We start from the raw sequence: 21,160 nt of genomic DNA on the forward strand, positions 1-21,160 counted from the left end.
AGGACGACGCCTGAGCGTCAAACGCGGCAATTATAGGGATTTCGCGTGCCTGATACTAGTGGAAAGGGCAGGTAATGCGAGAGTCATTCCAAATCCCTCTTTTCGCCCTGACCGAAATTTTAACGGTCATTTTTAACGCGTTAAACCTGAAATTTCTGCAGACTAAGTATTTAATAACTCTATGATGACAAATTATGAGCAGTCGGCATATGAATTGTAAATTGTTTGTACTAGCATAATCCAAATTAAAATTCTCATTCGTGCGGACCTTGTTCCTGGCAGCATGGCGTCTCTGGATAAAGCGGTAATGAATAAACAATACCAGCATGTTTTGGTGACTACCCCACATCCTTTACTACGGCTTGTCAGTCTTGGTCTGGTGACCTTCATCTTCACCCTTTTCTCGCTCGAGCTGACGCGTTTCGGTACTTTACTGGCACCGTTATGGTTCCCGACATCGATCATGATGGTCGCCTTCTACCGCCACGCAGGGAAGATGTGGCCGGGAATCGCCCTCGCATGCTCGTTTGGTAACATTCTTGCCTCGTGGATGCTGTTTTCCTGGGAAACCCTCAGTTTCTGGTACACGGCCATCAACGTGATCGAAGCGTGCGTCGGCGCGCTGCTGCTGCGTAAATTATTGCCCTGGTATAACCCGCTTAAAAATCTTAGCGACTGGATTCGTCTGGCGATAGGCAGCGCCGTTGTACCGCCGCTGTTAGGCGGCGTTCTGGCCTGGCTGCTGGTCCCCAGCGCCGAGCCGCTGCGTAACTTTTTTGTGTGGGTGCTTTCAGAATCTATTGGCGCGCTGGCGCTGGTCCCACTCGGTCTGCTGTTTAAACCGCACTATTTACTGCGCCACCGTAACCCGAAACTGCTGCTGGAAACCCTGCTCACTATGGCGGTCACGCTGGTGCTGTGCTGGGTGTCGATCACTTTCCTGCCCTGGCCGTTTACCTGCGTAATTGTGTTACTGATGTGGAGCGCGGTGCGTCTGCCGCGCATGGAGGCGTTCCTCGTCTTTCTGGTGACGGTGATGATGGTGTCGCTGATGATTGCGACCAAACCGGCGCTGCTCACGCCCCAGAATACCGACGTGATGCTCAACGCTCCCTGGCTGCCCTTCCTGATGATGCTCCTGCCGGCGAACGTGATGACCATGGTGATGTACGCCTTTCGCGCCGAGCGCAAGCACATCACGGAGAGTGAAGAACGCTTTCGTAATGCGATGGAGTATTCCGCCATCGGCATGGCGCTGGTGGGCATTGAAGGGCAGTGGCTGCAGGCAAACAAGGCGCTGTGCCAGTTCCTTGGCTACTCTCAGCCTGAGCTGCAGGCCCTGACTTTCCAGCAATTGACCTGGCCGGAAGATTTAAATTCCGACCTGAAAAGCCTGGAAGATCTGGTACGTGGCGACATCAACAGCTATTCAATGGAAAAGCGCTACTACACCCGCAACGGCGAGGTGGTCTGGGCGCTGCTGACGGTCTCCGTGGTGCGTCATACGGACGGCTCCCCGCTCTATTTCATCGCGCAAATCGAAGATATCAACGACCTCAAGCACACCGAGTGGGTCAATAAGCGCCTGATGGAGCGTATTACGCTGGCGAACGAAGCGGGCGGCATCGGTATCTGGGAGTGGGATTTACAGCCGGATGTGATCAGCTGGGACAAACGTATGTTCGAGATGTACGAGATCCCGTCGCATATCAAACCGACCTGGCAGCTGTGGCACGAGAGCATGCTTCCGGAGGATCGCGAGCATGCCGAACAGGTGATCCGCGATGCCCTGATGGCGCGCGTGCCGTTTAAGCTCGAATTCCGCATACGCGTCAAAGAGGGTGTACGTCATATCCGCTCGCTGGCGAATCGGGTGCTCAACAAGCAGGGCGAAGTCGAACGCCTGCTGGGCATCAATATGGACATGACCGAAGTTAAAGAACTTAACGAAGCCCTGTTCCAGGAAAAAGAGCGTCTGCATATCACCCTCGACTCTATCGGCGAGGCGGTACTGTGTACCGATATCGATATGCACGTCACCTTTATGAACCCGGTCGCGGAGAAAATGAGCGGCTGGACGCAGCAGGAAGCGATGGGACAGCCCATCCTCAACGTGCTGCACATTACCTTCGGCGAGAACGGCCCGCCGATGGAAAATATTCACAGCGGCGATATGTCGCGTTCTGACATTAATCAGGATGTGGTCCTGCACAGCCGCAATAGCGGCAGCTTCGATATTCACTACAGCATCACGCCGCTGAGCACCCTTGACGGGCAGAATATCGGCTCGGTGCTGGTCATTCAGGACGTCACCGAGTCGCGCAAAATGCTGCGTCAGCTAAGCTACAGCGCCTCTCACGACGCCCTCACCCATCTGGCGAACCGCGTCAGCTTTGAAAACCATCTCAAGCGTCTGCTGCAAACCGTGCATGACACCCATCAGCGCCACGCGCTGGTCTTTATCGATCTCGACCGCTTCAAAGCGGTGAACGACACCGCAGGCCACGCGGCAGGCGACGCCCTGCTGCGCGAACTGTCGTCTCTGATGCTGAGTATGCTGCGCTCAAGCGACGTGCTGGCGCGACTGGGCGGCGATGAATTTGGCCTGCTGCTGCCGGACTGTAACGTTGAGAGCGCACGCTATATCGCGAGTCGAATTATTCATGCCATCAACGATTACCACTTCATGTGGGAAGGTCGCCTGCACCGCATCGGTGCCAGCGCCGGGATCACGCTGATTGACGACACCAACAGCCTGGCCGCAGAAGTCATGTCTCAGGCCGATATCGCCTGCTACGCCTCGAAAAACAACGGTCGCGGCGTGGTAACGGTGTACGAACCGCAGCAGGAGAGAATTCACAGCGCGCGCAGCATGATGTCGCTGGATGAGCAATGGCACATGATCAAAGACAACCATCTGCTGATGATTGGCCGCAGCGTCGCGTCGCCGCGCATTCCGGAGAGCAGCAACTTCTGGCTGATCTCCCTGCGGCTGTGGACCAGTCAGGGCGAAGTGCTCGAAGAACACGCGTTCCGCTCGGGGCTGGCAGAGCCGGATCTGCTGCACGCCCTCGATCGTCGTATTTTCCAGGAATTTTTCCGCGCCTTTGCCGTTCAGGTAGCGAATAAAGGGATGGGTGTGGCGCTGCCGCTCTCACCGGAAGGGATGACCAGCTCGACGCTGGTGAATGAACTGCTCGATTTGCTAGAGAAAAGCCCACTGCCAGGGCGCCTGCTGCATCTGGTGATCCCGGTCGAAACCCTGCAAAACCAGGATGCGACGATTCAGGACGGGCTGCAAAAACTGCGTCAGGCCGGCTGCCGCATTATTTTGAGCCAGGTCGGGCGCGATATGGACATCTTTAACCACCTCAGCGCCCACATGGCGGATTACCTGCTGCTGGACCCGGAGCTGGTGACTAACGTCCACGGCAATCTGATGGACGAAATGATGGTGACCATTATCCAGGGCCACGCCCAGCGGCTGGGGATGAAAACCATTGCCGGGCCGAGCAATCAGCCGCTGATGATGGATACCCTTTCCGGCATTGGCATCGACTTCATCTATGGCGATTCCATTGCCGAACCGCAGCCGCTGGAGCTACTGCTCAACACCAGTTATTTCGCTATCAACTGAGGGTGCCCAGTTTTCCGTATACCAGATATGGAGCAGCGCATAAGACCGCCACGGCTGCCAGCGCAGCGCATACTTGCGGATCTGTGCCGGCGTCATGCCGGCGAAGCGCTGTTTGATCAGATAGTCATCCGGCAAGAACACATCTTTCGCCTGCCAGCCGCGCAGGGCTAAGTAGTTAGCCGTCCAGCGCCCGATCCCGGGCCGCGCCTGAAGCGCCTTCATTCCGCTCTCAATATCTTCCGGCGGCTGGAGCGGAAAAGTGCCGTCAACGACCGACTGCGCAAGGTGAATCAGCGACTCCGCGCGTTTCACCGGCATCCCCAGCGCCTTGAGCGCCAGCGGATCGGCAGCAGCCAGTGCCGCCGGGGTCGGAAAGCAGGTGTAATCCGGGAATCCCTTCAGCGGTTCGCCGCACAGCGCGACCACGCGCGCCGCGAGTTTCGCCGCCATCGACACGCTCACCAGCTGCCCTAGAATCGCCCGCACACCCTGTTCGTACGCATCCATCGCCCCCGGCAGGCGTAATCCTGGACGTGCTGCGCCCAGCTCACCCAGCGTAGCAGCGATGTGCTGCGGATTGCAGGAGAGATCGAACAGGCGTTCGATACGCGCCAGGCAGTTCTGCGCGACCGGCACCAGCCCTTCACTGAGCGTGACCTGCAGGGTGCAATCCGCCAGCGATGGCGTGACCCGAAACAGCCCCTGATGGCCGTCGCAGGTGAAACTGCGCTCGTAATAGGTATCCGTCACGGTCTCCACGCCCACGACCGCACGCGCGCCAAGAAAGCCAAACATCCATTGCCAGTCGTAGGGGGGTTGCCAGTTCAGGGTGTACATCATCGCTCCTTTTGTTGTCTTCACAGCATAACCCGACCTTACGCGGCGTGCCTTGCTTTCATATTCCTGTTGTCGTGAGCGAGACATTTCGCTAAAGTCTCGCCCCTTCTCAACGGCATGGGGATTACGTCAGTGTTTATTGGTTTTGACTACGGTACGGCAAACTGCTCTGTGGCGGTGATGGATGACAACACGCCACGTCTGCTGAAAATGGAAAAAGAGAGCTCGCTGCTGCCGTCGATGCTGTGTGCGCCGACGCGCGAAGCCGTGAGCGAATGGCTGTATCGCCACCATCAGGTTCCGGCGACTGCCACAGAGACGCAGGCGTTACTGCGTCGTGCCGTGAATTTCAACCGCGACGAAGATATCGACGTCACGCCGTCCAGCGTACAGTTCGGCTTGTCCTCTCTGGCGCAGTACATTGAAGATCCGGAAGAAGTTTACTTCGTTAAATCCCCCAAATCCTTCCTCGGTGCCAGCGGGCTTAAGCCGCAGCAGGTAGCCCTGTTTGAAGATCTGGTGTGCGCGATGATGCTGCACATTCGCAATCAGGCGCAGACGCAGGTGTCGGACGCGATCACCCAGGCCGTCATTGGCCGCCCGATTAACTTCCAGGGGCTGGGCGGCGATGAAGCCAACCAGCAGGCGCAGGGTATTCTTGAGCGCGCGGCCTATCGCGCCGGTTTCCGCGACGTTGTGTTTCAGTATGAGCCGGTCGCTGCGGGTCTGGATTTTGAAGCGACGCTGCGCGAAGAGAAACGTGTGCTGGTGGTGGATATCGGTGGGGGGACTACTGACTGCTCCCTGCTGCTGATGGGGCCACAATGGCACCAGCGCCGCGACCGCGAAAACAGCCTGTTAGGGCACAGCGGTTGCCGCGTAGGCGGTAACGATCTGGATATCGCCTTGGCATTTAAAAGCCTGATGCCGCTACTCGGTATGGGCGGGCAAACGGAAAAAGGGACCGCCCTGCCGATTCTGCCGTGGTGGAATGCCGTCGCGATTAACGACGTTCCGGCGCAGAGCGATTTCTACAGTACAGCTAACGGACGCTTCCTGAACGACCTGGTGCGTGACGCCCAGGACGGCGACAAAGTGGCCCTGCTGCATAAAGTCTGGCGTCAACGTCTGAGCTACCGTGTTGTGCGCAGTGCGGAAGAGAGCAAAATTGCCCTCTCCGATGCGACCGAGCACGCCGTCACTCTGCCGTTTATCAGCAATGAACTGGCGACCGCCATTTCTCAGCATGGGCTTGAGACAGCGCTGTCGCAGCCGCTGCAGCGCATTCTGGAGCAGGTCCAACTGGCGCTGGAAAACGGTCACGAGAAGCCGGATGTGATCTATCTGACGGGCGGTAGCGCACGTTCACCACTGATCAAGAAAGCGCTGGCAGAACAGTTGCCGGGCATTCCGATTGCCGGTGGCGATGATTTTGGCTCCGTCACCGCCGGGCTGGCACGCTGGGCGAAGGTGATGTTCAGCTGATATTTGTCGGGGTCTGTGTGGGTTGATGCCCTCCCCCCGCGCTCTCCCGGTAAGAGCGAGAAATCCTCAAAACGGCAGCTCAGGTTGCCGTTTTGCTTTTATCTCTCAGACAAATCCAGACAGTCTTTCATATTTCCTCCATTATTCCACTGCGTTGCCTGACTAAACTAGTATCATTCCCCGAAGTGTTTCAGGAAGAGAACGTATAACGATGAAAGGCAGCAAAAAATTCCGCTGGGCAATCGCCGTCGGTGTCATTGTGGTGGCCCTTGCCGCCGCGTGGTACTGGCACAATCAATCGGCGCAGAGTGCCGCTCCGGCAGGCGCTAACGGCCAGACACAACGCCCTGCGGGCGGTGGACGCCACGGCATGCGCGGTGGCGCGCTTGCCCCGGTACAGGCCGCGACCGCTGTCAGCAAATCGGTTCCTCGTTATCTCACCGGTCTTGGGACGGTCACCGCCGCAAACACAGTAACCGTGCGCAGCCGCGTCGATGGACAGCTGATGGCGATCCACTTCCAGGAAGGCCAACAGGTCAGAGCTGGCGATCTGCTGGCTGAAATCGATCCAAGCCAGTTCAAAGTGGCCCTCGCGCAGGCGCAAGGCCAGCTCGCCAAAGATAAAGCAACGCTTGCCAACGCCCAGCGCGATCTGGCGCGTTATCAGCAACTGGTAAAAACCAACCTCGTTTCCCGTCAGGAGCTGGACACGCAGCAGTCGCTGGTGAGCGAAGCCCAGGGGACCATTAAAGCGGATGAAGCCGCCGTCGCCAGCGCACAATTGCAGCTCGACTGGAGTCGCATTACCGCGCCGATTGACGGACGCGTCGGCCTGAAACAGGTCGATATCGGCAACCAGATCTCCAGTGGCGATACCACCGGCATCGTGGTGCTCACCCAAACGCATCCGATTGATCTCGTCTTCACCCTGCCGGAAAGCGAAATCGCCACCGTCGTACAGGCGCAAAAAAACGGCCAGACGCTGGCGGTAGAAGCCTGGGATCGTGCGAACAAAGCCAAGCTGAGCGACGGCCAGCTGCTGAGCCTGGATAACCAGATCGATACCACCACCGGCACCATTAAGCTTAAAGCCCGCTTTACCAATCAGGATGACGCCCTGTTCCCGAACCAGTTCGTCAACGCGCGCATGCTGGTCGCTACCGAAGAGAATGCGGTGGTGATCCCAACGGCGGCGCTGCAAATGGGCAACGAAGGCAACTTTGTTTGGGTGCTGAACAGTGACAATAAAGTCAGCAAACATCTGGTGAAACCGGGCATTCAGGACAGCCAGACGGTGGTCATCAGCGCGGGCCTTTCCGCAGGCGATCGTGTGGTAACGGACGGGATCGACCGTCTGACCGAAGGGGCCAAAGTCGAAGTCGTTGAAGCACACACGGATACGGCCACCAGCGAAAAACCGGCTAAACGTGAACACGTGAAACAGGGAGCGGCGTCCTGATGCAGGTATTGCCACCCAGCTCCACAGGTGGGCCATCACGCCTGTTCATTTTGCGCCCCGTCGCCACCACGCTGCTGATGGTGGCGATCCTGCTGGCAGGGATTATCGGCTATCGCTTCCTGCCCGTGTCGGCCCTGCCCGAAGTGGATTACCCAACGATTCAGGTCATCACCCTCTATCCAGGTGCCAGCCCGGATGTGGTGACGTCGGCGATCACTGCCCCGCTGGAGCGCCAGTTTGGGCAGATGTCGGGCCTGAAACAGATGTCATCGCAAAGCTCCGGCGGCGCGTCGGTGGTGACGCTACAGTTCCAGCTCACCCTCCCCCTCGACGTGGCCGAGCAGGAAGTGCAGGCGGCGATTAACGCAGCCACCAATCTGCTGCCCTCCGACCTGCCCAATCCACCGGTTTACAGCAAGGTCAATCCCGCGGATCCGCCGATCATGACCCTCGCCGTCACCTCCTCCGCCATGCCGATGACACAGGTGGAAGATATGGTGGAAACGCGCGTGGCACAGAAAATCTCTCAGGTCTCCGGCGTCGGGCTGGTGACGCTCTCCGGTGGTCAGCGTCCGGCCGTACGCGTGAAACTGAACGCCCAGGCGATTGCCGCCCTCGGATTGACCAGCGAAACCATCCGCTCCGCCATCAGCAGCGCCAACGTCAACTCGGCAAAAGGCTCGCTGGACGGCCCAACGCGCGCCGTCACGCTCTCGGCTAACGACCAGATGCAGTCCGCCGACGAGTATCGTCAGTTGATTGTGGCATACCAGAACGGCGCCCCCATTCGCCTCGGTGATGTGGCCACCGTAGAGCAAGGCGCAGAAAACAGCTGGCTCGGCGCATGGGCCAACAAACAGCAGGCGATTGTGATGAACGTCCAGCGCCAGCCGGGCGCGAACATTATCGACACCGCTGACAGCATTCGCACTATGTTGCCGCAGCTGATCGAAAGCCTGCCGAAATCGGTGAGCGTCAAGGTCCTGTCGGATCGCACCACCAATATCCGCGCCTCCGTCAGCGACACTCAGTTCGAGCTGATGCTGGCGATTGCGCTGGTGGTGATGATTATTTACGTCTTCCTGCGTAATGTTCCGGCGACCATTATCCCTGCCGTCGCCGTTCCGCTGTCGCTTGTCGGGACCTTTGCGGTGATGGTGTTCCTCGATTTCTCCATCAACAACCTCACCCTGATGGCGCTCACCATCGCCACCGGGTTCGTGGTTGATGATGCAATCGTGGTCATCGAGAACATTTCGCGCTATATCGAAAAAGGCGAGAAGCCGCTGGCCGCAGCGCTAAAAGGCGCAGGCGAGATCGGCTTTACCATTATCTCCCTCACCTTCTCGCTGATTGCGGTACTGATCCCGCTGCTGTTTATGGGCGATATCGTTGGCCGTCTGTTCCGCGAATTTGCCGTCACTCTGGCAGTGGCGATTCTCATCTCCGCCGTGGTCTCCCTGACGCTGACGCCGATGATGTGCGCCCGCATGCTGAGCGCGGAGTCCCTGCGCAAGCAAAACCGTTTTTCTCGCGCCTCCGAGCGCCTGTTTGAACGCGTGATTGCGGCCTATGGCCGAATGCTGACCAAAGTGCTCAATCACCCGTGGGCGACGTTGAGCGTCGCGCTGGGGACACTGGCCCTGAGCGTGCTGCTGTGGGTGATGATCCCGAAAGGATTCTTCCCGATTCAGGATAACGGCATTATTCAGGGTACGCTGCAGGCACCGCAGTCCGTCTCCTTCGCCAGCATGGCCCAGCGCCAGCAGCAGGTGTCCGAGGTGATCATGAAAGATCCGGCGGTCGAGAGCCTGACGTCGTTTGTCGGCGTCGACGGCACCAATCCGTCGCTGAACAGCGCTCGCCTGCAGATCAATCTCAAACCGCTGGACGACCGCGACGATCGCGTGAATACCGTGATCGAACGGCTGCAAACTGCGGTGGCGAGAGTGCCGGGCGTCGAGCTGTATCTGCAGCCGACTCAGGATTTGACCATCGATACCACCGTCAGCCGCACCCAGTACCAGTTCACCCTGCAGGCTACCAGCCTGGAGGCGCTCAGCACCTGGGTTCCACAACTGGTCAGTAAGCTCCAGGAACTGCCGCAACTGTCGGACGTGAGCAGCGACTGGCAGGATCAGGGGCTGGCGGCCTACGTCAACGTTAACCGTGACACCGCCAGCCGTCTGGGCATTTCCATGGCCGATGTGGATAACGCGCTGTACAACGCCTTCGGCCAGCGCCTGATCTCCACGATCTACACCCAGGCCAACCAGTATCGCGTGGTGCTGGAGCATAACACCGAACAGACGCCGGGCCTTGCGGCGCTGGATTCGATTCGCCTGACCAGTAAAGACGGCGGGATGGTGCCTCTGAACGCAATTGCCACCGTCGAGCAGCGCTTTACGCCGCTCTCGATCAACCATCTCGATCAGTTCCCGTCCACCACCATTTCGTTTAACGTGCCGGACAATTACTCCCTCGGGGAAGCGGTGGAGTCCATTCTCAACGCCGAGAAAACCCTTAGCTTCCCGACGGATATCCAGACCCAGTTCCAGGGCAGCACTCTGGCGTTCCAGGCCGCACTCGGCAATACCATCTGGCTTATCGTGGCGGCGGTGGTGGCGATGTATATCGTGCTCGGCGTACTGTACGAGAGCTTTATCCATCCGGTGACGATCCTCTCCACCCTGCCCACGGCGGGCGTGGGCGCGCTGCTGGCGCTGATGCTGTCGGGCAGTGAGCTGGATGTGATCGCGATTATCGGCATTATTTTGCTGATCGGCATCGTCAAGAAAAACGCCATCATGATGATCGACTTCGCCCTTGCCGCCGAGCGCGAACAGGGCATGGCCCCGCGCGAGGCCATTTTCCAGGCCTGCCTGCTGCGTTTTCGCCCGATCCTGATGACCACCATGGCCGCCCTGCTTGGCGCACTGCCGCTGATGCTCAGTACCGGCGTCGGTGCGGAATTGCGTCGTCCGCTGGGGATTGGTATGGTCGGCGGTTTGCTGGTAAGCCAGGTGCTGACGCTGTTCACCACGCCGGTGATTTACCTGCTGTTTGACAGCCTGGCGCTGAGGCTCAAAGCGCGCTTCCCGAAACGTGAAGAGGAGGCGTAAGTGAAGTTTTTCGCCCTCTTCATTTACCGCCCGGTGGCAACGATTTTGATCTCCCTCGCCATCACCCTGTGCGGCGTGCTCGGCTTCCGGCTGCTGCCGGTGGCCCCACTGCCGCAGGTGGATTTCCCGGTGATCATGATCAGCGCCTCCCTGCCCGGCGCGTCGCCAGAAACAATGGCCTCGTCGGTGGCCACGCCGCTTGAGCGCTCTCTCGGGCGCATTGCGGGCGTCAGTGAAATGACCTCCAGCAGTTCCCTCGGCAGCACGCGAATCATTCTGGAATTCAACTTTGATCGCGATATCAATGGCGCCGCCCGCGACGTACAGGCCGCCATCAACGCCGCGCAAAGCCTGCTGCCCAGCGGCATGCCGAGCCGGCCAACCTATCGCAAAGCCAACCCGTCCGATGCGCCGATCATGATTCTGACGCTGACATCAGACACCTACTCCCAAGGCGAACTGTACGATTTCGCCTCGACGCAGCTGGCACAGACCATCGCCCAGATCGACGGCGTCGGCGACGTCGATGTCGGCGGCAGCTCCCTGCCCGCCGTGCGCGTGGGTCTGAACCCGCAAGCGCTGTTTAACCAGGGGGTCTCGCTGGATGATGTGCGCAGCGCCATCAGCAATGCAAACGTGCGTAGGCCGCAGGGAGCGATTGAGGACAGCAGCCATCGCTGGCAGATCCAGACCAACGACGAGCTAAAAACCGCGGCGGAATATCAGCCGCTGATTATTCACTACAACAACGGCGCGGCGGTGCGTTTAAGCGATGTGGCAAGTGTCACCGACTCGGTGCAGGACGTGCGTAACGCCGGGATGACGAACGCCAAACCGGCGATTTTGCTGATGATCCGCAAACTGCCGGAAGCCAATATCATCCAGACGGTGAACAGCATTCGCGAGCGCCTGCCGGAACTGCAGGAGACAATTCCGGCGGCGATCGATCTGCAAATCGCCCAGGATCGCTCCCCGACCATCCGCGACTCGCTGGAAGAGGTCGAGCAGACGCTGATTATCTCCGTCGGGCTGGTTATCCTGGTGGTGTTCCTGTTCCTGCGCTCCGGTCGCGCGACGCTAATCCCCGCCGTGGCGGTGCCCGTATCGCTGATTGGCACTTTCGCCGCCATGTACCTGTGCGGATTTAGTCTTAACAACCTGTCGCTGATGGCCCTGACTATCGCCACCGGATTCGTGGTCGATGACGCCATTGTGGTGCTGGAAAATATTTCGCGCCATCTGGAAGCGGGGATGAAACCGTTGCAGGCCGCGCTTCAGGGGACGCGCGAAGTGGGCTTTACGGTGCTCTCCATGAGCCTGTCGCTGGTGGCGGTATTTCTGCCGCTGCTGCTGATGGGCGGACTGCCGGGGCGGTTATTGCGCGAGTTCGCCGTCACGCTTTCTGTCGCCATTGGTATTTCGCTGGTGATCTCCCTGACCCTGACGCCGATGATGTGCGGCTGGATGCTTAAGCGCAGCAAGCCCCATTCCCAGCCGCGTAAAAAAGGCGTTGGTCGCCTGCTGGTGGCGATGCAGGAGGGTTACGGCAAGTCACTGAAATGGGTGCTGAACCATACGCGAATCGTCGGTTTTGTGCTGGTGGGTACCATCGCGCTCAACGTCTGGATGTACATCAGCATTCCGAAAACTTTTTTCCCCGAGCAGGACACAGGCGTGCTGATGGGCGGGATTCAGGCTGACCAGAGCATTTCGTTCCAGGCGATGCGCGTGAAGCTGCAGGATTTCATGAAGATCATCCGGGAAGATCCTGCCGTCGATAACGTGACGGGCTTTACCGGCGGTTCGCGCGTTAACAGCGGGATGATGTTTATCACCCTGAAAGCACGCGGCGAGCGCAACGAAACGGCGCAGCAGGTGATCGACCGCCTGCGCGTGAAGCTCGCCAAAGAGCCGGGCGCGAATCTGTTTTTGATGGCCGTTCAGGATATCCGCGTCGGTGGACGTCAGGCTAACGCCAGCTATCAGTACACCCTTTTGTCAGACGATCTGGCCGCCCTGCGCGAGTGGGAGCCGAAAATCCGTAAAGCGCTGGCGGCCCTGCCGGAGCTGGCCGATGTGAACTCGGACCAGCAGGATAACGGCGCGGAGATGAACCTGACCTATGACCGCGAAACCATGGCGCGGCTCGGCATTAACGTTGAAGCGGCCAACAGTTTGCTCAATAACGCCTTTGGTCAGCGCCAGATTTCCACCATCTACCAGCCGATGAACCAGTACAAAGTGGTGATGGAGGTCGATCCGCGCTACACCCAGGACATCAGCGCGCTGGATAAGATGTACGTTATCAACAACGACGGTAAATCGATCCCCCTCTCCTACTTCGCCAGCTGGCAGCCCGCCAACGCGCCGCTGTCGGTAAACCATCAGGGGCTGTCGGCGGCGTCAACGGTGTCATTTAACCTGCCAACCGGCTCGTCGCTTTCTGAGGCCAGCGATGCGATTAACCGCGCCATGACCCAGCTTGGCGTGCCGTCGACCGTGCGCGGCAGCTTTGCAGGCACCGCGCAGGTGTTTCAGGAGACGATGAACTCACAGGTGATTTTGATTCTGGCGGCAATTGCGACGGTCTATATCGTGCTCGGCATTCTGTACGAAAGCTACGTCCATCCGCTGACGATCCTCTCCACCTTGCCGTCGGCGGGCGTCGGCGCGCTGCTGGCGCTGGAGTTATTCGGCGCACCCTTTAGCCTCATTGCGCTTATCGGGATCATGTTATTAATAGGCATCGTGAAGAAAAACGCGATCATGATGGTCGATTTCGCCCTCGACGCGCAGCGCAACGGCAATATGTCGCCGCAGGACGCCATTTTCCAGGCCTGCCTGCTGCGCTTCCGCCCGATTATGATGACCACGCTGGCGGCGCTGTTTGGCGCACTGCCGCTGGTGATTTCCGGCGGTGATGGCTCTGAACTGCGCCAGCCGCTGGGGATCACCATCGTCGGCGGGCTGGTGATGAGCCAGCTATTGACGCTCTATACCACACCGGTGGTGTATCTGTTCTTCGACCGCCTGCGGGTGCGTTTTTCACGTAAAAACAGAGAAACGGTAAGCGAGTAAATGACTGATCTGCCCAACAATGTTCGCTGGCAACTGTGGATTGTCGCCTTCGGCTTCTTTATGCAGTCGCTGGATACCACCATTGTTAACACCGCCCTCCCCTCGATGGCGAAAAGCCTGGGGGAGAGTCCGCTGCATATGCACATGGTCATCGTCTCCTATGTGCTGACGGTGGCGGTGATGCTGCCCGCCAGCGGCTGGCTGGCGGACAAAGTTGGGGTGCGCAATATCTTCTTCACCGCCATTATTCTGTTCACCCTCGGCTCGCTGTTTTGCGCGCAGGCCGACACGCTGAACGAGCTGGTGATGGCGCGCGTGTTGCAGGGCGTCGGCGGAGCGATGATGGTGCCCGTCGGCAGACTGACGGTGATGAAAATCGTGCCGCGCGAGCAGTATATGGCGGCGATGACCTTCGTGACGCTGCCCGGTCAGGTCGGGCCATTGCTCGGCCCTGCCCTCGGCGGGATTCTGGTGGAGTACGCCTCCTGGCACTGGATTTTCCTGATTAATCTTCCGGTCGGGGTTGTCGGCGCAATCGCCACGCTGTGGCTGATGCCAAACTACAAAATGCAGACGCGGCGCTTTGATCTCTTCGGTTTTGTGCTGCTGGCAGCGGGCATGGCGACGCTGACCCTGGCGCTGGACGGGCAAAAGGGGCTGGGGATTTCCACCCTCACGCTGGCGCTGCTGGTGACTATCGGCGTTCTGTCGGTGCTGTGGTATCTGTGGCACGCCAGGGATAACGACCAGGCGCTGTTCAGCCTGTCGCTGTTTCGCAATCACACCTTCCGCCTCGGGCTGCTCGGCAGCTTCGCCGGGCGTCTTGGCAGCGGCATGTTGCCGTTTATGACGCCGGTGTTCCTGCAGATTGGACTGGGCTTTTCGCCGTTCCACGCCGGTTTGATGATGATCCCGATGGTGCTTGGCAGCATGGGCATGAAACGCATTGTGGTGCAGGTGGTTAACCGCTTTGGTTATCGCCGGGTGCTGGTCGCCGCAACGCTGGGACTGGCGCTGATCAGCCTGCTGTTTATGGCCGTGGCGCTGATGGGCTGGTACTACGCCCTGCCGCTGGTGCTGTTCTTCCAGGGGGTGATTAACTCCACGCGTTTCTCGTCGATGAACACCCTGACGCTGAAGGATCTGCCCGACGAACTGGCGAGCAGCGGCAACAGTTTGCTGTCGATGATCATGCAGCTCTCCATGAGCGTGGGGGTGACCGTCGCGGGCTTGCTGCTCGGCATGTACGGTCAGCATCATCTGGGCGCAGACACCGCCGGCGCGCATCAGGTCTTCTTTTACACCTATCTCAGCATGGCGGTGATTATCGCCCTGCCCGCCTTAATTTTCGCCCGGGTCCCGGATGATACCAGCAAGAACGTCGTCATCAGCCGACGTAAAAGGAGTGAGTCATGAAATTCTGGCGCCCCGGCATTACTGGAAAACTGTTTCTGGCGATTTTCGCCACCTGTATCGTGCTGCTCATCACCATGCACTGGGCCGTGCGGGTCAGCTTCGAACGGGGTTTTATCGACTACATTAAGCGCGGGAACGAACAGCGACTGCAGGGCTTGAGCGACGCGCTGGCCGATCAGTACGCCCTGCACGGCAACTGGCGTTTCTTGCGCAATAACGACCGCTTTGTATTCCAGATCCTCAAATCGCTTGAGCATGATAACGACGACGATCGTCCGGGACCGGGTATGCCGCCGCACGGCTGGCGCACGCAGTTCTGGGTGATCGACGAGGATAAATACGTGCTGGTTGGGCCTCGCGCGCCGGTTCCACCAGACGGCACGCGGCGGGCCATTATGTTTAACGGTGCCACTGTCGGTTGGGTGATCGCCTCGCCGGTCGAACGGCTGACGCGCAACACGGATATCAACTTTGATCGCCAGCAACGCCAGACCAGCTGGCTGATTGTCGCCCTCTCCACCCTGCTTGCGGCACTGGCGACGTTCCCGCTGGCGCGCGGCCTGCTGGCCCCCGTCAAACGGCTGGTGGAAGGCACGCACAAGCTGGCGGCAGGAGACTTTACCACCCGCGTGGATACCCGTAGCCAGGACGAACTGGGCAAACTGGCACAGGACTTCAACCAGCTCGCCAGTACGCTTGAGAAAAACCAGCAGATGCGCCGCGATTTTATGGCTGATATTTCCCACGAGCTGCGCACGCCGCTGGCGGTGCTGCGCGGTGAACTGGAAGCCATTCAGGACGGCGTGCGTCAGTTTACGCCCGAATCCGTCACCTCGTTGCAGGCAGAAGTGGGCACCCTGACCAAGCTGGTGGACGATCTGCATCAGCTTTCCATGTCCGATGAGGGCGCGCTGGCCTATCAAAAAGCGCCTGTCGATGTGATCAATATTCTGGAGGTGGTCAGCGGCGCGTTCCGCGAACGCTTCGCCAGCCGGAATCTGAAAATTGAACTCTCCCTGCCGGATAGCGCCGTGGTCTTCGGCGATCCGGACCGTCTGATGCAGCTGTTTAATAACCTGCTGGAAAACAGCCTGCGCTATACGGACGGCGGCGGCGCACTGCGCATTTCTGGTCGCGTCGAAGACGGGCGCTTCGCCCTTACCTTTGCCGATTCCGCGCCGGGAGTGCAGGACGCGCAGCTGGAGAAACTGTTCGAGCGCTTTTACCGCACCGAAGGTTCGCGCAACCGTGCCAGCGGCGGTTCGGGTCTGGGGCTGGCGATTTGCGTTAACATCGTCGAGGCGCACGGCGGCACTATCCGCGCCGCCCATTCGCCTTTTGGCGGGGTTAGCATTACAGTAGAGTTACCGCTGGAACGCGATTTATCGAGAGAAGTATGACTGAGTTACCCATTGACGAAAACACGCCACGCATTCTGATCGTGGAGGACGAGCCTAAGCTTGGGCAGTTATTGATCGACTATTTACGCGCGGCAAGCTATGCCCCCACGCTGATTAATCACGGCGATCAGGTGCTGCCCTATGTGCGCCAGACGCCGCCGCATCTGATTCTGCTGGATCTCATGCTCCCAGGCACCGACGGCCTGACGCTGTGCCGCGAAATCCGCCGTTTTTCCGACGTACCGATTGTGATGGTGACGGCGAAAATCGAAGAGATCGATCGCCTGCTGGGGCTGGAAATCGGTGCCGATGATTACATCTGCAAACCCTACAGCCCGCGTGAAGTGGTCGCCCGCGTGAAAACGATTCTGCGCCGCTGCCGTCCACAGCGCGAACTTCAGGTGCTCGACGCCGAAAGCCCGCTGATTGTCGATGAGAGCCGCTTCCAGGCAAGCTGGCGTAGCAAACTGTTGGACCTGACGCCGGCGGAATTCCGCTTGCTGAAAACCCTCTCTCACGAGCCGGGGAAAGTGTTCTCCCGCGAACAGCTGCTGAATCATCTCTATGACGATTACCGCGTGGTGACGGACCGCACCATCGACAGCCATATCAAGAACCTGCGCCGTAAACTGGAAGCGCTCGACGCCGATCAGTCGTTTATCCGCGCGGTGTACGGCGTGGGGTATCGCTGGGAGGCGGATGCCTGTCGGATCGCGTAAAAGAATTTCCCCCATCAAATCTGACCCGCCCGCTGGCGGGTTTTTCTTCACTAGAAAGTCTCACATTATCATCCATACTCTTCTTGTCGGTGCGTTTAGCTGTCGCCTGTTTCTCGTTAACTTTCCTCAAGGAGTGTTTTATGGCTGGTTGGTTCGAACTAAGCAAAAGCAGTGACGGGCAGTTCAGATTTGTTCTGAAAGCAGGAAACGGAGAAATTATCCTCACCAGTGAGCTGTACACCACCAAATCCGCAGCAGAAAACGGCATTGCCTCCGTGCGTACCAATAGCCCGCACGACGAGCGCTATGAGAAAAAAACGGCGACCAACGGGAAATATCACTTCAACCTTAAGGCGGCAAACCACCAGGTGATCGGTTCAAGCCAGCTTTATGCTTCCGAGCAGACGCGGGAAAGTGGTATTGCCTCGGTGAAAAATAATGGCACCAGCCAGACGGTGAAAGATTTAACCTGACCCGCCAGACCCGCCGGGCAGGCTTTGCAGCCAACCGGCGCTTTACCTCCCTCCCCCGCAGCGCTACAATGCCCGCCCTTAAAGTAGGGGATCTCCCCTTACCGCTGCACCAGGTGCACGCGGATCTGACCTGTCATCAGAACGAGAACAAACATGTTTAAACCAGAACTCCTTTCCCCGGCGGGAACGCTGCAGAATATGCGTTACGCTTTCGCTTACGGTGCCGATGCGGTGTATGCGGGCCAGCCGCGTTACTCTCTGCGCGTGCGTAATAACGAATTCAACCACGAGAATTTACAGCTCGGCATCAACGAAGCGCATGCCCTGGGCAAAAAATTCTACGTGGTCGTGAACATCGCGCCGCACAACGCCAAGCTGAAAACGTTTATTCGCGATCTGAAGCCGGTTGTGGAAATGGGTCCTGATGCGCTGATTATGTCCGATCCCGGTTTAATCATGCTGGTACGTGAGAACTTCCCGGAAATGGATATCCATCTTTCCGTGCAGGCCAACGCCGTCAACTGGGCGACGGTCAAATTCTGGAAACAGATGGGCCTGACGCGTGTGATTCTGTCGCGCGAGCTGTCTCTTGAAGAGATCGAAGAGATCCGCACCCAGGTGCCGGAAATGGAACTCGAAATCTTCGTTCACGGCGCCCTGTGCATGGCCTACTCTGGCCGCTGCCTGCTCTCCGGCTACATCAACAAGCGCGACCCGAACCAGGGAACCTGCACCAACGCCTGCCGCTGGGAATATAACGTCCAGGAAGGGAAAGAAGATGATGTGGGCAACATCGTGCACAAGCATGAACCTATTCCGGTGAAAACCGTGGAGCCGACGCTGGGCGTGGGCGCACCAACCGACAGCGTGTTTATGATTGAAGAGGCCAAACGTCCGGGCGAATACATGACGGCGTTTGAAGACGAACACGGCACCTACATCATGAACTCCAAAGACCTGCGCGCGATTGCGCACGTCGAGCGTCTGACGCAGATGGGCGTGCACTCGCTGAAAATCGAAGGCCGCACCAAGTCTTACTACTACTGCGCCCGTACCGCCCAGGTGTACCGAAAAGCCATCGACGACGCCGCAGCGGGAAAACCGTTTGATACCAGCCTGCTGGAAACCCTGGAAGGCCTGGCCCATCGCGGCTACACCGAAGGCTTCCTGCGTCGTCATACTCATGACGATTATCAGAACTACGAGCACGGCTACTCCATCTCCGAGCGCCAGCAGTTTGTCGGCGACTTTACCGGCGCGCGCAAAGGCCCGCTGGCGGCAGTGGCAGTGAAGAACAAATTCACCAAAGGCGACAGCCTGGAGCTGATGACCCCGCAGGGCAATATCAACTTCACGCTGGAGCATCTGGAAAACGGCAAAGGCGAAGCAATCACCGTCGCCCCTGGGGATGGTCACACCGTGTGGCTGCCGGTACCGGAAGAGGTGGAGCTGGAATACGCGCTGCTGATGCGCAATTTTGCTGGCGAAAGCACCCGTAATCCGCACAGTAAATAGTCAACTGTCGGGATTTTTTCAGCATGGGATAATTCTTAGAATCGGATCACATACCGCTTCGTTCAATACGGGTATTATCCCCTGCGCTGAAAAACATAACCCATAAATGCTAGCTGTACCAGGAACCACCTCCTTAGCCTGCGTAATCTCCCTTACGCAGGCTTATTTTTTGCCCTTTCATCCTGTTCTTACCCGCTTTTTCCCTCGCTGGGATACACTCTTGTTAGTGCTAAAAAAGGGAGCAACGCTGAATGGCGACATATCCGGATAGTTTATTGATCCTCAACGGCAAAAGTGCAGGCAACGACCTTCTGCGCCAGGCGATTGCCGACCTGCGTGATACTGGCGCGAACATTCACGTTCGTGTGACCTGGGAAAAAGGCGATGCCGCGCGGTATATCGACGAAGCCTGTCGGCTTGGGGTGGCGACGGTGATCGCCGGGGGCGGCGATGGCACCATTAACGAAGTCGCGACGGCGCTGATTGAACACGATAGTGCTCAGCGCCCGGTAATGGGCATTTTACCGCTCGGTACCGCCAATGATTTCGCCACCAGCGCAGGCATTCCGGAGACGCTGGACAAGGCGCTCCAGCTGGCTATTGTCGGGAAACCGGCAGCGGTGGATATTGCCCAGGTGAATGATAAAACCTGTTTTATCAATATGGCGACGGGCGGATTTGGTACGCGCATTACCAGCGAAACGCCGGAAAAACTGAAAGCCGCCCTTGGCGGTGTGTCGTATCTGATTCACGGTCTGATGCGCATGGATATGCTCAAGCCCGATCGCTGCGAAATTAACGGAGAAAACTTCCACTGGCAGGGCGATGCGCTGGTGATCGGTATCGGAAACGGGCGTCAGGCGGGCGGCGGACAGCAGCTGTGTCCGGACGCGTTGATCAACGATGGGCTGTTACAGCTGCGTATCTTTACCAGCGATGGCATGCTGCCTGCCCTGTTCACCACACTGACCCGCCCGGAAGAGAGCCCGAATGTGCTCGACGGACAGTCCGCGTGGTTTGAAATTATCGCCCCACACGGCATGACCTTTAATCTCGACGGCGAGCCGCTCAGCGGGGAGCATTTCCGTATTTCCCTGCTTCCCGGTGCGCTGGAGTGCCGTTTGCCGCCGGATTGTGCGCTTCTGCGGTGACTGTTTTGCCAGGCGGCGCTTTCCTTGCACGAGCCTGCACACCCGTAGGCCCGCAAAGGCGCAGCTACCACCCGGCACCCACGCCACTCAATACGCCGCCACCTCGCGCGCCATCTCCCGGCTGTACTGCTGGCTGGCATTGACCAGCATCCGCGTATAGTCGGTTTTGGCGTTTCCGGCGACCAGTTCATCCACGCTCAGGGTCTCCAGGATCTTGCCGTACTGCATCACCGCCACTTTCTGGCACAGGTGCGCAATCACGCCCAGATCGTGCGTCACCATTAAATAGGTGAGATTCGATTCGCGCTGGAGTTCCGCCAGTAAATTCAGGATCTCCGCCTGCACTGACACGTCCAGCGCCGATGTCGGTTCATCCAGCAGCAACACCTGCGGCTCCAGAATCAGTGCTCTGGCGATGGCCACGCGCTGACGCTGCCCACCGGACAGCTGATGCGGATAGCGATCGCGAAACGCCTGGTTCAGCCCCACTTTATCCAGCAAACCGTGGATACGCCGGTCGCGATCCTGAATGCCGTGGATTTGCAGCGGCTCTTCCAGAATATCGCCAATAGTATGACGCGGATGCAGCGATCCGTACGGGTCCTGAAAGACCATCTGCACGCGACGGCATCGCTCAGCGTTAATCTTTCGCCCCAGCGGTTTCCCGGCGATGGCAAGTTCGCCGTCCCAGTGGGTGAACAGCCCGGCCAGACATTTCAGCACCGTGGTTTTGCCGGAACCCGACTCCCCCACCAGCCCGTAAATTTCCCCTTCGCCGACGTGAATATTCACATCGCTCAGCACCTGATTGCGCTTTTCACCCTCGCCAAAGGCCAGGTTGAGGTTGTTAATCTCGATCATCTCGGCT

The 21,160-nt window shown here is 58.6% G+C and carries 13 protein-coding genes; 11 read left to right on the top strand and 2 right to left on the bottom strand.

The window, feature by feature from the left end; translation table 11 throughout:
- Window positions 1-307: 307 nt before the first annotated feature.
- On the top strand, window positions 308-3,637 hold the full coding sequence (locus ABIE11_RS06225) for a diguanylate cyclase (RefSeq protein ID WP_429184145.1): 3,330 nt from the start codon (window positions 308-310) through the stop codon (window positions 3,635-3,637).
- Here the strand turns inward: ABIE11_RS06225 and alkA are convergent.
- Window positions 3,602-4,474, bottom strand: coding sequence for a DNA-3-methyladenine glycosylase 2 (alkA, locus tag ABIE11_RS06230; RefSeq protein WP_429184278.1), 873 nt, complete (start codon window positions 4,472-4,474; stop codon window positions 3,602-3,604). The two genes, ABIE11_RS06225 and alkA, sit on opposite strands and share 36 nt — an antisense overlap.
- Before the next feature lie 132 nt (window positions 4,475-4,606).
- Here alkA and yegD point away from each other — a divergent pair, with 132 nt between their 5' ends.
- The 10 genes from yegD to yegS all read left to right on the top strand — a co-directional run bounded on the left by yegD (window position 4,607) and on the right by yegS (window position 20,292).
- Complete coding sequence (gene yegD / locus ABIE11_RS06235; protein ID WP_429184146.1) at window positions 4,607-5,959, top strand: molecular chaperone; 1,353 nt, start codon at window positions 4,607-4,609, stop codon at window positions 5,957-5,959.
- A 211-nt stretch (window positions 5,960-6,170) separates the two neighbouring features.
- Window positions 6,171-7,418: an MdtA/MuxA family multidrug efflux RND transporter periplasmic adaptor subunit gene (locus ABIE11_RS06240; protein WP_319418188.1), complete on the top strand. Its 1,248-nt coding sequence runs from the start codon at window positions 6,171-6,173 to the stop codon at window positions 7,416-7,418.
- Window positions 7,418-10,540: an MdtB/MuxB family multidrug efflux RND transporter permease subunit gene (locus ABIE11_RS06245; RefSeq protein ID WP_371972886.1), complete on the top strand. Its 3,123-nt coding sequence runs from the start codon at window positions 7,418-7,420 to the stop codon at window positions 10,538-10,540. Before ABIE11_RS06240 ends, ABIE11_RS06245 begins: the two co-directional genes overlap by 1 nt.
- Entirely contained in the window at window positions 10,541-13,618 is a 3,078-nt protein-coding gene (mdtC, locus tag ABIE11_RS06250; protein ID WP_429184147.1) for a multidrug efflux RND transporter permease subunit MdtC, read from the top strand. It abuts the gene before it with no gap.
- The gene (locus tag ABIE11_RS06255; RefSeq protein WP_429184148.1) at window positions 13,619-15,034 is read left to right on the top strand and encodes an MFS transporter; all 1,416 of its coding nucleotides are present in this window, start codon (window positions 13,619-13,621) and stop codon (window positions 15,032-15,034) included.
- Window positions 15,031-16,434, top strand: coding sequence for a two-component system sensor histidine kinase BaeS (baeS, locus tag ABIE11_RS06260; RefSeq protein WP_429184149.1), 1,404 nt, complete (start codon window positions 15,031-15,033; stop codon window positions 16,432-16,434). Before ABIE11_RS06255 ends, baeS begins: the two co-directional genes overlap by 4 nt.
- Window positions 16,431-17,153, top strand: a complete 723-nt coding sequence (baeR, locus tag ABIE11_RS06265; protein ID WP_100779592.1) for a two-component system response regulator BaeR — start codon at window positions 16,431-16,433, stop codon at window positions 17,151-17,153. Before baeS ends, baeR begins: the two co-directional genes overlap by 4 nt.
- 140 nt (window positions 17,154-17,293) lie before the next feature.
- Window positions 17,294-17,626, top strand: coding sequence for a YegP family protein (locus ABIE11_RS06270; RefSeq protein WP_100779591.1), 333 nt, complete (start codon window positions 17,294-17,296; stop codon window positions 17,624-17,626).
- Between the two features lie 153 nt (window positions 17,627-17,779).
- Window positions 17,780-19,141, top strand: coding sequence for a tRNA 5-hydroxyuridine modification protein YegQ (yegQ, locus tag ABIE11_RS06275; protein ID WP_100779590.1), 1,362 nt, complete (start codon window positions 17,780-17,782; stop codon window positions 19,139-19,141).
- Window positions 19,142-19,392: 251 nt separating this feature from the next.
- Complete coding sequence (gene yegS, locus ABIE11_RS06280; protein WP_100779589.1) at window positions 19,393-20,292, top strand: lipid kinase YegS; 900 nt, start codon at window positions 19,393-19,395, stop codon at window positions 20,290-20,292.
- 87 nt (window positions 20,293-20,379) lie between these two features.
- Here the strand turns inward: yegS and ABIE11_RS06285 are convergent, their stop codons facing one another.
- Window positions 20,380-21,153, bottom strand: a complete 774-nt coding sequence (locus ABIE11_RS06285; RefSeq protein ID WP_429184150.1) for an ABC transporter ATP-binding protein — start codon at window positions 21,151-21,153, stop codon at window positions 20,380-20,382.
- Between the last annotated feature and the right edge of the window lie 7 nt (window positions 21,154-21,160).

This window comes from Lelliottia sp. 489, from assembly GCF_050435885.1.
GTDB lineage: Bacteria > Pseudomonadota > Gammaproteobacteria > Enterobacterales > Enterobacteriaceae > Enterobacter > Enterobacter nimipressuralis.